Source organism: Bradyrhizobium sp. RDM12 (assembly GCF_051917485.1).
Lineage (GTDB): Bacteria > Pseudomonadota > Alphaproteobacteria > Rhizobiales > Xanthobacteraceae > Bradyrhizobium.
In genome coordinates, this window is record NZ_CM133064.1 from 7,328,222 (window position 1) to 7,343,761 (window position 15,540).

At 60.7% G+C, this 15,540-nt stretch carries 11 protein-coding genes; 8 read left to right on the top strand and 3 right to left on the bottom strand.

Translation table 11 applies throughout. The features are described from left to right. Positions 1 to 17: 17 nt before the first annotated feature. The 5 genes from ACTGJ9_RS35740 (at position 18) to ACTGJ9_RS35760 (ending at position 6,765) form a co-directional block, all read left to right on the top strand. Positions 18 to 809, top strand: coding sequence for a hypothetical protein (locus ACTGJ9_RS35740; protein WP_456674869.1), 792 nt, complete (start codon positions 18 to 20; stop codon positions 807 to 809). Positions 810 to 911: 102 nt separating this feature from the next. Continuing rightward, complete coding sequence (locus ACTGJ9_RS35745; protein ID WP_456674870.1) at positions 912 to 2,618, top strand: lipopolysaccharide biosynthesis protein; 1,707 nt, start codon at positions 912 to 914, stop codon at positions 2,616 to 2,618. Positions 2,619 to 3,551: 933 nt separating this feature from the next. Continuing rightward, complete coding sequence (locus ACTGJ9_RS35750; RefSeq protein WP_456674871.1) at positions 3,552 to 5,084, top strand: hypothetical protein; 1,533 nt, start codon at positions 3,552 to 3,554, stop codon at positions 5,082 to 5,084. Between the two features lie 44 nt (positions 5,085 to 5,128). After that, entirely contained in the window at positions 5,129 to 6,151 is a 1,023-nt protein-coding gene (locus ACTGJ9_RS35755) for a TAXI family TRAP transporter solute-binding subunit (RefSeq protein ID WP_456674872.1), read from the top strand. Next, positions 6,148 to 6,765: a hypothetical protein gene (locus ACTGJ9_RS35760; RefSeq protein WP_456674873.1), complete on the top strand. Its 618-nt coding sequence runs from the start codon at positions 6,148 to 6,150 to the stop codon at positions 6,763 to 6,765. Before ACTGJ9_RS35755 ends, ACTGJ9_RS35760 begins: the two co-directional genes overlap by 4 nt. Before the next feature lie 24 nt (positions 6,766 to 6,789). On the opposite strand, the gene ACTGJ9_RS35765 is transcribed toward ACTGJ9_RS35760, so the two are convergent. From ACTGJ9_RS35765 to ACTGJ9_RS35775, 3 genes are all read right to left on the bottom strand, one after another. Continuing rightward, positions 6,790 to 8,277 carry an HlyD family type I secretion periplasmic adaptor subunit gene (locus tag ACTGJ9_RS35765; protein WP_456674874.1) on the bottom strand — a complete coding sequence of 496 codons (1,488 nt, stop codon included), beginning with the start codon at positions 8,275 to 8,277 and terminating at the stop codon, positions 6,790 to 6,792. A 9-nt stretch (positions 8,278 to 8,286) separates the two neighbouring features. Further along, positions 8,287 to 10,113 (bottom strand): type I secretion system permease/ATPase, encoded by a 1,827-nt coding sequence (locus tag ACTGJ9_RS35770; RefSeq protein WP_456674875.1) that lies wholly within the window; start codon positions 10,111 to 10,113, stop codon positions 8,287 to 8,289. A 204-nt stretch (positions 10,114 to 10,317) separates the two neighbouring features. Then, positions 10,318 to 11,508 (bottom strand): calcium-binding protein, encoded by a 1,191-nt coding sequence (locus ACTGJ9_RS35775; RefSeq protein ID WP_456674876.1) that lies wholly within the window; start codon positions 11,506 to 11,508, stop codon positions 10,318 to 10,320. Positions 11,509 to 12,795: 1,287 nt separating this feature from the next. Between ACTGJ9_RS35775 and ACTGJ9_RS35780 the strand changes: the two genes are divergently transcribed. From ACTGJ9_RS35780 to ACTGJ9_RS35790, 3 genes are all read left to right on the top strand, one after another. After that, positions 12,796 to 13,626, top strand: coding sequence for an outer membrane protein (locus tag ACTGJ9_RS35780; RefSeq protein WP_456674877.1), 831 nt, complete (start codon positions 12,796 to 12,798; stop codon positions 13,624 to 13,626). 288 nt (positions 13,627 to 13,914) lie between these two features. Then, positions 13,915 to 14,481 (top strand): hypothetical protein, encoded by a 567-nt coding sequence (locus tag ACTGJ9_RS35785; RefSeq protein WP_456674878.1) that lies wholly within the window; start codon positions 13,915 to 13,917, stop codon positions 14,479 to 14,481. Positions 14,482 to 14,775: 294 nt separating this feature from the next. Then, positions 14,776 to 15,063: a hypothetical protein gene (locus ACTGJ9_RS35790; protein ID WP_456674879.1), complete on the top strand. Its 288-nt coding sequence runs from the start codon at positions 14,776 to 14,778 to the stop codon at positions 15,061 to 15,063. Positions 15,064 to 15,540: the final 477 nt, after the last annotated feature.

Consider the following 15,540-nt stretch of genomic DNA (forward strand, 5'->3'; position numbering starts at 1 on the left):
TTTGTCTGAGTTCGGATATGATCATCGAGTTTTTCGGTCCTCCAGGTGCAGGCAAGACCACTCTTGCACGTACCCTTGCGGCACGTCTGCGCGAGCATGACTACACCGTGGACCTCGTACTCAGCCATCGGCCGGCCGAGCGCTCGCCAACCGTCACGCTGTCAACACCCCTTCGGAGGATATCCTTCGCGACGCGACGCTTGACGCGTCCGCTGGCGGAATTCGCGTCCATGATATTCCGACCGCGGGGGATTTCACGCGATCTCAGGACAGCGTTGAATCTGATCAAGATACTTCCACCGTCCAACCCGCTTTCTTCGCTCAGGCTGCTGCAATATATGTCCAGGTTGTCGCACGCCTGGTTTCGCAGATCCGCGATTGCGCACATCGTCTTGTTTGACCAAGCATTCGTCCAGGCGATTTGCTCTCTCACATTGCTTTGTGGCATTGCCGACGAAGCGTTGATCTCGTATGCACTGGATCTTGTGCCCGAGCCCGATATCCTGATACGCCTCGACGCGCCGACCAAGCTCCTCGAGGAGCGGCTCCGCGACCGGCATCATCTCGGGGGCAAGATCGAACAGCTGCTTGAGCTGGACGTGGAAACCAGCCTCAGTTCGCGCAGCATTGTCGACCTTCTGCACGAATTGCTGCGCAGAAAAGGCCGGAACATCGTGAGCATCTCGTCGGTCAATCAAGCGTCTCTCGCCACGGCCGTCGAACAGATGGAACGGCAGATCGTGAGCATCGTCGACCGACAGAAGCGCGCCAGGACCAAACCAGCACATGTTCAAACCAGCACATGTTGAAGCGGAACTCTAAGGCCATTCCCTGTTCAATCATTTTCCTTGAATCGTTTTTCGACCTAGATCTTGGGGCGTTCGATAGAACCAGTACTGCAAGGACAGAAAATGGAAATGCATGACCGGACCGTCGGCAACGCACGGATCAGACGAGTGGTGATCGGAGGAGCTGCAGCATTCTCGATCTACATTGCCAGCGCCGGCGTAACTGCCTGCGCGCAGCTCCTGATCGCCAGAGTTGTCGGCGCCCACACTTACGGCGTCTACGCCTATGTCATTGCCTGGATAACCATCCTCGCATATTTCTGCGCGCTCGGCTTCGACATTGCACTGCTGCGCTTCGTGTCCGCGTATCAGACCATGGGAGCCAGCGGCCTTGCGCGGGGCGTCATCCAATACGCGGAGCGACGTTCACTTGGCATAAGCCTTCTGGTCGCGTCCATCGGGGCAGGCATTATCGGGATCTGGCCTAGACCATTCTCGATGGAGTTGACGAACACCTTTCTGGTCGGCTTCGTTCTCATTCCCGTTCTGGCGCTGCTATGGATACGCTGCTCGATTGTCCGCGCTTTTGGCGGCGTGGTGCCGGCACTGATACCCGACCGCGTGGTGCGGGACGGATTACTCGTGATCATCGTCGTCATCGCCGGTCTTTTCCTCGGATCGCGCATCGAGGCACAGGGGATCATGATGGCAACCGTCGCCGGCGCCGGCGTTGGACTCGTGCTCGCCAGCCAAGCCGTTCGGAGATTGTGTCCAGACCCGATCAGGGCGGCAGAGCCTCAATATGCGCCCGCAAGTTGGCGGCAGACTGCCATCCCGTTCATGATCATCGCAGGGGCGGAAGCCCTTCTCAATCGCGCCGGCGTGGTGCTGCTCGGATGGTTCGGAGAAACCAGGGAAGCCGGAATATATAGCCTGGTCTTCAACATCGCGTTCCTTGTGGCATTGCCTCGCACTGCGATCAACACCCTGTTCGCACCGACCATCTCGAGCCTGTTCACAAGGAACGATCGGGCGACCTTGCAGGCGCTCGTGACCAAGGCCGCTTTATGGACCCTCTGTACGTCGGTGTGCATCGCGCTCGGGTTGGCGATCCTGGCCGAGCCACTTCTCTCCTGGTTCGGCGGGGATTTTGTGACCGGCGCCACCGCTCTGCGCATCCTGCTCTTTGGGCAGGTGATCGCAGCCGCCTTCGGATCTTTGCTGCTCATCATGACGATGACCGAGCACGAACGGGGGGCTGCCGTTCTGCTGACCCTGAGCGCTATCATCAACGTTCTCGCCAGCATCGCATTCATCTACTGGCTCGGATTGACCGGCGCTGCGATCGCCAGCGCAGCCGCGCTGATCATCTGGCACATCGCCATGGCCTTCTTCATTTTCCGGCATCTGCGGCTGCTGCCGGGGCTGCTAGGGCTGTTCGTGCCGAGCCGCAGGGAAAGCGCCGCGGCAGCCCGAACGCTCGCGTCAAAGCGTCGTCCGTTTGAGAGTTCGTACCCCGCCGACGCATCACGCCAACGCCCGGCCGGCAGTGTTTCAGGGGCGCAGGTAGCTCCAACCCTGCTCCTGCAGTTCCATCAGCCGGACCACGCCGGATGTGGTGACCTTCGCCTGCGAGATCAGAGGAATCTCCTTGGCTTCGGCCCTCGCCATATTTTCCTTGGTGTTTCCGCATGCGGAGAATGCAACTTCGGGCATGGTCTCGCTCATGGATTTGATGCGTGCCTTCACCGGCGAGGTGTCGTCTCGCAGCATGTGCAACCCTGGTCCGAACGCCACCAGTTCGACCTCGACCTTCTGACCGATTTCTGAATAGTGCTGAACCGTGTTGCTGACGTTGTTCAACGCGAGGTTCATGAGCGCCGGATCATTGACGTCCACCTGGACGACGAGCCGATGCGACTGCACACGCTTGGGACTGACGATCATCTTGGCGTTGTCGTTGAGCTTAGGGCTTGCAGCTTGAGCGGCATGAGTTGTCTGGAGTGCGCTCACCAGAAACGCGCCAGTAAAAGTCAGACTCGCGAAAACGACGATTGTCTTGTTCATTCTGCCTTCCCCTGAATTGTGTGGACACTGCGCAGCCTGGGCTGGCGCTCCAATCTGTTGCGCGCGGCTGCGTTGGTCAAGGAAGGCGCAGCAGCAGCATAGACGATCTACTTTATTCCCGGAGCGGCGCGCCTCTACCTCCTTGTGGCTACCTATACTGCCACATCGACAGAGCACCGACCAAGGCGGTGTCATTGATGAGGCGGAACGACAAGGTGCCCAGGGCCAGGTCTGAGCTATCACGATGAAGTCACAGGCTATCGCGCACGAAATGATCGCTTCGCTGAGCGGCGTTCCCCGTCCTCTCCGACAGGATCGATCGCTTGGCGGAGATCTCGTGCGGACAGCCGCCGCGGCAACGTTCCTCCTGGGACTCCTTGTCGGATTCGCGCATGGCGGCCCGCGGACGCTATCGAGTTCGGCATCCCGGCGGTTGAAGCCGAACAGATCAGGCAGCACGAGGCACTTGAACAGGAGCGTGATCGAGCCGACAGGCTCGCACGTGAGCTGGCAAGTGTCCGAGCAGAGCTCAACGCTGTCCAGCTCGAGCGGGCGCACGCGATGGGGGCCATTGAGCTGGGGATCAGGCAGACCCACGCCCTTGAGCTGGAACGGGACAAGGTGAACGATCTGGCGCGAGACCTCTCATTCCTCGCGGCGGAGCTCGCCGCGGCCCGGATCGCGGCCTCAAAGGCGATGCAGATCTCCGCAGCAGAACCCAAGCAAGAACCGATAGTGGCACCTGGAAGCGGCACAGAGACCGCCGCGGCCGAGCTTGCATCGCTCCGATCGGACCTCGACGTCGCGCGGAGCGCCGCGGCTGAAGCCACAACGGCCCTCGCCGCAGAAGTTGCAGAGAAGCAAGCACTCGAAGTCGAGCTGAAGCAGCGACGCGACAAATCCGAGGGGGCCGTCACCGAGCTGACTTCCCTCAGGGCCGAGCTCAAGACCGCACGGACCGCCGCCAGCGACTCCTCCAAAGCCGCCGCTGCAGAAGCCACGCAAAAGCAGGACGTGGAGCAAAAACTGAAGCTACAACGCGACAGGGCGGATGCCGCAGCAACGGAACTGGTCACCCTCCGGACAGCGGCCGTCACAGCTCAAGCCGAGACCTCCGACGTCGCAAAGGCGGCCGCTGCAAAGTCGGAGCGAAGTCTCGCCCTGGAGAAAGAACTGGCGCAACAGCGAGATCGAGCAGATTACGCCGTGAAGCGGCTCACCTCCGTTCAGGCCGAATTCGAGGCCGCGCAGACCGCCGCTATGAAAGCCCGCAAAGCCGAGGCCCAGCAGAGAGAGACACTGGAACGCGAGCTAGGCCAGCAGCGAGACAGAGCAGACGCGCTCGCACGCGAAACGGTATCGCTGACGAACCAACGTGATGACGCGCGTTCCGCAGCCGGAGAGGCCGCCCGGGCCACCGATGCCGCCCAGGCCGAGAACAAGAAGGCAGCGGTCAGACAGAGGGACAAGAGCGAAGCGCTCCTTCGCGAACTGGCCTCCGCGCGGAAAGAGGTTGAGGACCGTTCCGCGGCCCTCGCCGCTGCCTATGCCGAGATCCTCAGGGCCACGGAACTCAACGCGACGGCTGCGAAGCAGAACGATGCCCTCGTCGGCGAGCGCAAGCGCGCCGACGGTCTCGCACGCGAGCTTGCATCGGCCAGGGCCCAGCTCGCCGATGCGAATGGAAAATTGGCCGCAGCGATTTCCACCGCAAATCGGCCGCCGGAGCGGACCGCACAGGAGCGTGCGCCCGATCTCGCTCCTAACGGCGAAGGAGGAGAGCGCTCACGCGAGCAAGACACCGCCCGGACGGTCGCCTCCAACCCACAAGCTACCTCGAAACCTGGCTCATCGACATCGCAGGCGCAAACGACAAATCGCGCCCCGCCCGCGGATCCCGGTCCGAAAGTCGCCGCGGCATCGGAGCGCTCCGCTCCGGCGAGCGCGACGCCCCGCGCCCCCGCAGACGAGCAGAGGCTGCTTGCACGGGCGACTGCGTTGCTCCGGCAGGTCAACATCACCAGCGCTCGCCAGCTGCTAGAGTTGGCTGTTGCACGGGGCAGCGCGCAGGCCGCCTTCATGCTTGCGGAGACCTATGATCCGCCCGTGCTGGAATCGTGGCGTGCGCGCGGAGTAGCGGGCGATCGGACCAAAGCGCGCGACTTGTATCAAAGAGCAAAGGCCGGCGGCATTGACGATGCAGAGGAGCGCATCAAGGCGCTGAAGTAGCGTCGCACCAGATCCCGAAGCAGCCAGACGACGGAGAACGACACATGCGCATGATCAAGTTGGCGTCCGCAATTTTAGCGGCGCTGGTCGGGTTGCAAATAGCGGCGAACGCCCAGTCTGGCAGGCCCCCCGCAGCGCCAGCCGCGGCGCCGGCAAAGAACGCCGACATAATCGCAAAAGAGCGCATTAATGCTTGGACCGTGGGGCTCGCGGGCGGTCTCATCGAGGGTGCTCCGCTTCGACTTGCGGCGGAGATCGCCCGCGTCGTCAACGAGGAAGACAGGCTCCACGTCATCCCGATCGTGACGACCGGCGCGACGGAGAACGTCAATTCGCTGCTCTATCTGCGGGGGGTGGATGCGGCGATCATCAATACGGACGCCCTCGACGAGTACAAGGCCCAGGTCCCGTCGATCGACCGTCGCATCGTCTACATTCTCAACCTTTTCCCAGCCGAACTGCACGTCTTCGTGCGTCCCGAGATCAAGACGCTCGATGACCTCAAGGGTAAGAAGGTCAACTTCAACACGCAAGGTACAGCAGCCGCTTATTCCGGTCCCCTGATCTTCAGCCGGCTAGGGTTGAATGTCGAGAAGATGTTCATTCCCCATCAGGTCGCATTGCAGCAAATGAAGAGCGGGGAAATCGCGGCGGTTGTGTTCATCACGTCGAAGCCGGTCGATGCGTTTCTCAAGGGGCGTTGGGAGCCCGGATACAAGTTTCTGCCGGTCGAATACGATTCGCGATTCGAAGACTACTATCTGCCGTCCGTGATCAGCTCGGCTGACTATCCTAGCCTCGTGCCGCAGGGGGAACGTATCTCGACTATTGCGGTTCCTACCATTCTCGCGGGCTACAACTGGCCAAAACAATCCGACCGCTATGTGCGCATGGCCCGCTTCGTGGATCAGTTGTTGGGCCGGCTCGACCGGCTGCAGTCGCCGGGCTTTGATCCGAAATGGAAGGACGTGAGCCTCCGCGCCAACGTGCCCGGCCTCGCCCGGTTCGGCCCAGCACAGGAATGGCTCGATCGCTCACAGGGCGCGACGGTGGGACTGTCTCGATGAAGGGCGTAGGTGCGGTGGCTTTGATTACGTCAGCAATCCTGGGCCTGCCGACCTGCGCACGGGCGGACGATGCAGCCGACCGGTTGAAGAAATGTGCCCGGCTTGAGGGCATGGAACGCTTGAAATGCCTCGATGAGTTGCTTGGAGATGCAACGGGACCGACCACCCCGGCACCGCCGGGGCAGAGCTGGGTCATTAGCGAGACGACTTCACCAGTGGACTACAAGCCGCAGATCGAGGCGCAGACCATGGGACGCCCAGCGACAAAGGAGGCGCCCTCCTCGTTTTCCATCCGCTGTCGCGCCAGTCGGACCGAGCTGATGATATCCACCTCGCCGTCCTGGAAGCCATCTCCGGACAGCGTCGTGAAGGTCGAGTACCAGATCAATGACTGGCCATCCATCCAAGAGCGCTGGCGCAGTGCAGAAGGCGGCAAAAGCCTTGCCTTTCAGGGTGACGTCGTTCGACTGTTGCGGTCGATGCCGGAGGGCGGCCAGCTCCTGATCAAGGTTTACGCCGGAAAGGCTCTGCCGTACGAAAGTACCTTTCAGCTGGCCGGCCTGGATTCGGTTCGACGCAAGCTCGCGAAAGCCTGCAACTGGCCGAACTCCTGAGCAACCTCCCTATCTGACCAAACACTAGTTCTCCCGCATGCCGCGCCGTACCGCGTCCGTCATCGGTTGCGTCAGATAGGCCAGAACCGTGCGCTCGCCGGTGGCGATCAGGACGTCGGCCATCATCCCGGGCTTGAGCTTTTCGCGTATCTTCTCGGGAAATTGCGCCACCTGCACCGAGACCTTGACCTCATAGTAAGGTTGATGCGTCGCTTCATCGCGAACCGCATCGGCTGAGATCGAGAGGACCTCGCCTACCGCGATCGGGGTGGAGCGCGCCTTGAACGAGGGGAGTCGGATTTCCGTGGGCAGACCGACTTGCACATGATTGATGTCGAGAGACGACACCCTTGCCGCAACCACGAGCACGTCGTTGTCGGGAACGACCTCCATCAGAACCTCGCCGGCCTTAACCACCGCTCCCACCGTATGCACTTTCAAATTCACAATGCGGCCGGAGCGCGGTGCACGCACCTCCATCCGAGCCAGAACATCGTCGGCGGCCCGCAGCTTCTCGCGCGCATCGGCAAGTTGCGCCCTCGTCTCGGTCAGCTTGCCGGTCGCTTCCTCCAGGACTTTCTGTCCGACCTGCTCGATCTGCAACCGCGACTCGTCGATCACGCGCCCGTACCGCGCGATATCGGCCTCGTAGGCGCCGATCTTGCCATCGAGTTCGGACTTGCTGCGCTCGAGGGTGGCGACACGGGCGAACGCAACGATCCCCTGATCGGCGAGCGGCTTGAGCTTGGCATATTCCTGGCTCACGCTATCGAACTGCGCCCGTGTCGCCCTGCTTTGCGCATCATTTCCCTGAATCTGCCGCTGCGCCTGCGCAATGCGCTCTTCAAGAATCGATACCTCGAGTTTTCGCGCGGCGCGGCGTTCGTCAAAACGCCGCTTCTGGTCGCTCATCGCGCGCTGCGCCGATGGATCAGAAGCATTCTGAGTCAGTTCAGCGGGAAACGTGATCTTATCGCTTCCTTCGGCTTCAGCCTGTAGGCGCGCCTCCTCGCCGATCGCCGAATAAACGGCCGAGCGCGCGATCCCCTCCTTCGCCTGTTCCTGGGTTGAATCGAGCCGCAACAGGACTTGCCCTTCTTCGACATGGGCGTCGCCGGTCACCATCAGACTTTGAACGATGCCGCCTTCAAGGTGCTGCACGGCCTTCTTGTCGCTCTCGACCACGACCGACCCCGTCGCCACCACGGCGCCATCGATCGAGGCCAGGGCGGCCCAACCGCCAAACACGACGAATGTGAAGAACACGATGGCGAAGCCCCGCCTCGCTGGAGTGCGCCAATCGCCGGACGGGCCCCCAGCGGCTTGCCTCGAGCCCCGAAGCGAAAGCAACGGTCCAATGGCCATCGCCAGACGGGGAAGCCGCCTTGCCAGTAATTGCAAGTTGGCGATGGCATCGGGCAGGATTTGGCGCGCGCGAGGCCTACCGCTCGCGCTCAAGCGCTTCAGAAGCTCTGTGAATTCACTTTGGGGCGTGTTCTCTTTGACCGACATCAGTGTCCATTATTGCCTCGTCGCATGAGCTGGACGCGCCGGCTTCGAAAGAGGCACGTTGAGGGGAGCGCCGTCGGCGCGATGATGGGCTTCGGCTTGGAGATGGCGCTCACCCGGCGCTCGCGCACCGCGATGTATCGGCGTGACCGCTTGCCCCAGCAGCACGGGAAGAAGTTCGTCGCGTGTTCCGACCCGCCCGAGGCGTCCTTCATGCATGAAGACGATCTTATCGACCAGGGCAAGCAGGTTGGGGCGGTGATTGATGATCACGACCGTCACGCGCTGCTTCCGGAGCGTCTGGATCGCATCTGCGAGTGCGCGGTCGCCATCGCCGTCCAAATTGGCATTCGGCTCGTCGAGCACGACCAGCACGGGCCTGCCGAACAGCGCGCGCGCCAACCCGATGCGCTGCCGCTGACCGCCGGAGAGACCGGCCCCGTTATCGCCGATGACGGTATCATAGCCCTTCGGAAGCCGCTGAATCATGGCATGCGCGGACGCCAGTTGCGCAGCCTCGACGACCGCTTCATCCGTCGCCTCCTCGCGGAAGCGAGCGATATTGTCGCGCACCGTGCCGGCGAACAGCTCGACGTCCTGCGGAAGATACCCGAGGCGTTGCCCAAGGAAGTTGGGATCGAAATGCCTTGTGTCGTTCCCATCGATGCGCACGCAACCGCGAACGACGGGCCAGGAGCCGACAAGAGCCCGTGCCAGCGACGATTTCCCTGAGCCAGACTGTCCCACTACTGCAACGATCTCACCGGGGGCCAAGTGGAAAGAAACATCTGCGACCGCCGGCATTTGGGATCCGGGTACGAGCACCGTGACGGCTTCGACCGAAACCTCACCAGCCAGTGGCGGCAACCTGGTTGGCGGGCGCTCTGAGGCCCGAGTCCGAAGCGCAGCGTCGAGCCGCGCATACGACGTACGCGCGACGACGAGCGCCTTCCACTGCGATACGGCTGCTTCCACCGGTGCGAGCGCCCGCCCCATGATGAGCGATGCCGCGAACAAAACGCCTCCCGATATCTCCTGCTGGATCGCGAGGTAGGCGCCGACTCCCATGATCGACACCTGAAGAGCCATGCGCAGGAATTTGGAGATAGCAAGGAGCGTGCCTCCGCGTTCACCCGCCCGGGCGCCGTCGAGAAGTGCCTCGCCATGTGTTGAGCTCCAGGCGGTGCGCACGGCAGGTCCCATTCCAAGCGCTCGGATGGCCTCGGCGTTGCGCAGCGAGGATGTCAATCGGTCCAGAGCAAGAAGGTTTTTCGACGCGGCCGCGATGAGCGGCGCCTTGGTGGCGCGCTCATTGAGGAAGGCTAGAAAAAGAATGGCAACTGCACCGGTCAGAGCGACTAAGCCAATCAAAGGATGAAGCAGGAAGCATATTGCCAGGAATATTGGTGTCCACGGCACGTCCATCAACGACGTGATCACACCACCCGACAAGACCTCGCGCAGAGTGTCCACATCACGAAGCAGTTGGACGTGATGCGAGCTGCTCGTGCTCAGGGAATGGCCGAGCGCGGTCTCGAAGACTTCGCCGGAAAGGAGCTGGTCGAACTGGAGGCCGACTTGCACCAGGACCCGGCTGCGAAAATGCTCGAGTGCCGCGTAGCTGACAAATACCGCGAGCGCGATCAGCGAGAGCAGCAGAAGGGTCATTCCGTTCCGGCTGGTCAGCACGCGGTCGTAGATCTGCATCGTGTAGAGCGGCGAAACGAACACCAGCAGGTTTATGAAGATAGATAGTCCACCGGCCGCAAGCAGGCCAGGACGTATCTGACGGAATCCATCCGCGAGCGCGGAAACCTTTGTCGAAGCGTACATGTGCATATCCGGGCGGCCCTTGGACGGGCAGCGGCAAGCAGTTGAAATATTGCATGTGATCGAGCGCGAGCGCTCGCATTCCAACATTCCGCCTTGCGCAGAATGGCACCCCGGCTCGCGGCCACTGCGGCAGCAAGCGATCCCCTAAGCTATTCTCATACGCGGGGCGTGCCCCGCGTATGTCTCTGTTGATGAAAACGATCTTTCAGATCAGAAGTGCCACGCGTGATGGTCGGTGTGATGATTGATCAGATCCGCAAGATGACTTGCGGCATCCGTGTGGGTGAAAGTGGCATCCGTTGCGCCGCTTCCGCTCGCAGCCGCAGTCGGCGTTGTGGCCGTCGGAACGATTGCCGACGAGGCTGTCGTTGCGCTCGTCGCAAGCTGCGAAAAATCGAGCCCGTGATGATGATGGTGATTGTGCTCACCACTATCGCTCGTCGTCGATGTCGAACCACCGGACGAAGTACCGCTGGTCGAGCCCGCGGTCGTGCCACCGGTGGTCGTACCACCACCCGCAGTGGTACCCGTGCCGCCGCTCGAGCCGGTCGTGGTGCCGCCGCTCGAACCCGTCACGGGTGTCGTGCTACCGCCCGAACTGCCCGTCGAGCTTCCGCTGGTGCCTCCGGCCGGCGTCGTGCTCGTGCCGGTGTTGTGATGCAGAAACACGCTCTGTAGCGCTGACGAGCTCCCGAGTGCCGTGTCGCCGTTCTGCGAACCCCACGCATAGGCGTAGTCGAAGGCCGGATGTGGAACGGCCGCCGCCCAATGAGCGAGCATCGTCTGTTCCTGCGCGGCCGTCGGCATCACGTAGTGGCCTCCGCTGTCGTCGGCCCAGTTGCCGCCGCCGAAGGTCTGGAACACCGGGACGATGTGGTCCGCCGAAATCCCCGCGGACTCGGCGGCGGCCACGGCCTTGTCGATCATGCTGTAATCGACCGTGCTCATGTCCGACCGCACCGGATACGGATCGATACCGAACAGATCAATGTGGGTGTTGGTCGGGTTGTAAGTGTTCGCGAAAGTCGGATTTTCCGAAGACCCCATGTTCATCATTGTGATAAAGGTCTTTGCGCCGGGAACGTTGGCGTGGATGTAGTCCGACTCGGCCTTGAGGTTGGCCGCCGTCACCAGCGTATTGTACTGTCCCGTGGGATCCGGCTCATCCTTGAGGTAGAAGCCGTAGACTTTCGGATTTCCGATGTAGGGCTTCACTGCATCCATGAAGCTCTGGGTGACGCCGCTGCCCTGATCAAGATAGATCATGCCCTGGACGCCGGTCGGCAATGCATTCAGCTCGCTCACCGACGAGACGTCGGCCAGGTTGAAGCCTGCCGCAGCTGGAGCGTAGGTGCCCTGCGCACTGATGTTGTTGCCTGCTGTATAGTGTAGTGTTGCCAAATCGATTCCCCTATTGGGTTGAATGCCCCCAGCACCCCAAAAGTCTGAGCGCAACCGACGTCTCATTGCGGGTGAACGTATGTTTACGTTTGAGGCAGGAATCTCGGTTCGATTAGGCGGAACCAAGGGATTATTGTGCCGAAAAGTTGGGCGCCCAATTGCGCCGCAATTTGCCGGAGGTATCTTATCGGGGGTTTCTTCAACAGCGTCAGTACTCTCAGGCGAGATACGCATGTGAGATGCGCGCTGCTAGGTGTGTGGCTGACGTTCACAACCTCGCTCAGCCGCTCCGAGCGCGGCCGTCGGCGGCAACAAGCCGCCAAAGCGAAGTACCCCAGACGAAGCATTCGCATGTACGATCATACCGTTCAATCGAGCGATTCACGAAGCGATTCGCCGCGCATGACCTGCGCCGCTCTTTTCATGGAGAGCAATCGTGCGCTCGGTTGAAGGCGAACCATGCTGATTTATTGCTCCGGATTACTCCCGACGAAGGGTGTTTTCACCGAAGCGTTTCCGTGATTCAGTCGGGGACATGGGGTGTCGGATGTGACTTCATCGCGCGGATTGGTGTTGGGTCGGTATTCTGGGGCCGAAGCCGAGTACCCTTTGACAACATTGAGTATTGCGAAACTTCGGCACGGAAAATTTGGTCTTTTTGAACACTGTTGTCCAAGACGCTCTTTGCGTCGCCGAAATGCGACAGCTGCTATTTTCGCTTCGCGCGCGCAATCGAACTTCCCGCCTGCCCGCGCACCCATCGTCGCTCCGCACGCGTTAGCGAACTTTCGAATAGAACTAGCTTGTTCGTCGTCGAGGAAGTCATGTCAGGATCGGCCCAAACCAACCTCAACTTTCCGCCGGGCTCACAAGTTCGGGTGAAGCCCACAGCCGGTCCTCGCTTAGCCGGAAGGACAGGGACCGTGATCGGGGCCGGACAATACTCGAAGAGCCTCCGCGTGATTTTGGAGGGATCGAAGGGACCAATCACTCTTCATATGGTCTACGTGGCCATGATCGGCAGCTGAAGCGGACGCAACCACTCGCTATGGTTTAGGCGCAAAGGGCATCCTCAGCTGATCGGCACGTTGCGAGTTACCCCTTAAGGATAGTCTGGCTCGAATCCAGAATGCAGCCGCTCTTCAAACCCACTTAACGGAAAGCCGGGTCGGTTAGTCAGAGCAATCAATCTCCGTCACTTGCAGCACTATTCGACAAAGTGTTGCCTGAAGTACACACGCATCGTCTCGCAGTTGTGATTAGATGGGCGCGCGTATGGCAAGGGAGATGGCTTTGCAGAAGTGGTTTCTTGCTGCGATCGGCGCAATCGTGATCACCGGTTCTGTAAACGCGGCAGATCTCGCGCCCGTGTACAAAGCGGCGCCTGCGGGAGCAGCACCGGTCACCTACAACTGGTCTGGGTTCTACCTCGGCGGGAACGTGGGGGTCATATGGAGCGACAGGCGGGCGGACCCAGTGTCATTTACGACCACCGGCGTTGACTTTTCCGGACGCCAGGCCGTTGGCCAATTTCCGAGCTTCGACGTCGGCGATACCGCTTTCACCGGCGGGGGTCAGGTGGGATACAATTTCCGATTCGCGCCCAATTGGGTGGCAGGCATTGAAACCGATATCAACTTCAGCGGTCTGAAGAAGACCGACACGCGCGTGTTCCCGGCGACTCCTTTCATCGGCGGCGGCGTCATCGACGCCAATACCGAATCCGCGACACAAAAGCTGGGCTGGCTCGGGACCGTACGCGGTCGCCTTGGGTTTACAACCCTGGACAACAGGTTGCTTGCGTTCGTGACCGGCGGCCTGGCCTATGGCAAGGTCGATGACAGCCTCTATACCATTGGCGTGCCCAACGGCGCTGGCCCATTTCTGATCGGCGCCAGTTCGGCGGCGGTTCGCATCGGGTGGACGGCGGGCGGCGGCCTGGAATACGCATTTGCCGGTAACTGGAGGGCCAAGTTCGAATACCTCTACTATGATCTTGGCACGCAAAACCTCACCCTGGATTACGCCCCGGTTCCGGGCGATGCAGGCAATACGATCACGTACAGATTTCGCAATAATGGCAATCTGGCGCGCGTGGGCCTGAACTACCGCTTCTAGAGGGGCCGCCGTGCCTCAGAAGCGCTTAATGCCGGTCTCGGTGTCATTCGGCCCGCAATACTGGCTCTGACGCATATTCCATGATCGTGTTTGTTTTTAATGCTCCGATGAGTCTGGCCTGAAAGGAGGTCGAGCTTAGCGCGCACGCACATCTGCCGTTTGACCAGCTTGAGCCTGGTGATCTGAGCTTCCACTTCTCGATTGGACCATGGTTGCGTGAGCCGCGTGCACCGCGGCCCTTATCGTTCGCGATGTCATTCGCGGCATCGGCCAGCAATAGCGGCAACCGTGACGGTCTCGGCGATCGAAGATCTCTGGACGATTGAGCAAATCGCAGGAGTTCAGGGGCCTGTCAGGTGCCTCTCAATCCTCCTGTCGCAAGTGTTATCTCCGCCATTCTCTTCTGCCGCAGACGCGCGAGGCGGCTGCGAAGATGCGAGCCGAATCCGCGCTGCGAAGCTGCTCGGCCTGGCCGAGCCCGCGCGCGAACTCGACAGCAATTGCCACGGCCTCATCGATCGGCAAGCTGGAGTTACGAGCATTCTACAACTAGGCGAAATCGGCTCGCGGCCATCATATGGCGCTCTCGATGATAGCAACGCTCTCAGCGCCGTTCACCTGGGGGCAGGAAAGCCGTTCATCTGTTACGATGCCAAAGACGATGGGAGCTGGGCAGTGACGGTACATCGTGTTTTTCAGAATCTTCCGTTGCAGCCGGAAGACATCAGACTGCTCGAATGTGCCTTTGAACGTGCGCTCAACGCCCTGGAGCTGGTGGATCGCGCAGCCCCTGCGACCAACGTAGTCGCGAAAATTGTCATCGAAAGTCTACCAGACGGGCATCCGCGATCCTGAGCAGGTGTCGGAGCTGACGGTAAGACGTCTCGGACCGGAGCGACAGGGCGCGCATTGCAGTTGATGGTCAGAGCTCCCGGCCAACGCTCATACCGGGATCCTCCCCGGCAACGCTTCTGCTCGCCATAGGCGTGTTCAACAGTTCAACAGCGCATCGATTGAGAATTAAGGGAGCACAAACCTCACGGTCGTGATCAGGCTTCCATACACCACGACTAGCAGTAACTTGCGCCCGGTCCGGACTACTAGTAATCGATAATTTGACTCTCGCCGGCACGGCGCTTCGATGGCGTCATGCCTCGCCCTGCCCGCCGCCACACGCCTACGCAGGCCGACGGCCGGCCCATGAAGATCACATTCGGCGAGATGCGGGACATGGGCTTGCGCGGCGTGCTGATCTATTGCCATTGCGGCCATCACGTTGCCCTGGATGCGGATCGCTGGCCTGACAGTATGAGGCTTTCGGACCTCGAACCGCGGTTTGTTTGCCAGTGCTGCGGTAGTCGCGGCGCTGATGTTCGGCCAGACTTTGAGCGAGGCAATCCGGAGCTTGCAATCGCGGCCTACCAAAACAAGGGATGATTAGGACGCGGAAAGAGACTGCCAAGTGAGGCGGCCTCACTGTTTTTCGAGCGCGCGGAGGTCGTCCAGAAGCTCCGCTTCGATCTCGCGAATATGCTTTGCCGTGGGGCCGTCCGGAAATTCTTTGGCGAGCTTCCGGCAGCATTCCAGCCGCTCCCGCAATGTCCGCCTGTGTCGTTCCGGGTCCATTGCCGACGATATCTAAATCTCCAGCTTCAGTTTGTGAACGAGTGCACACATGCCAAAATGGGCCAGTGCGAAATTCATCTTAAGCCACACGAGGCAGGCTAGTACTCGAATTTTCCTCCCGGACGGAACGGAGCCTGGGGCCGGTTCGCTGGAACTGAATGCACGAAAACAACATTTCGGGTCCTGCGAAATTCAGCTTGCAACTCAGAAAAGGTTAACGCTATATTTTCCGAGCCGGGGCCGGCTGCATATTTCACTTAGACATTTTTTAGGAATTTTTTGACCGCG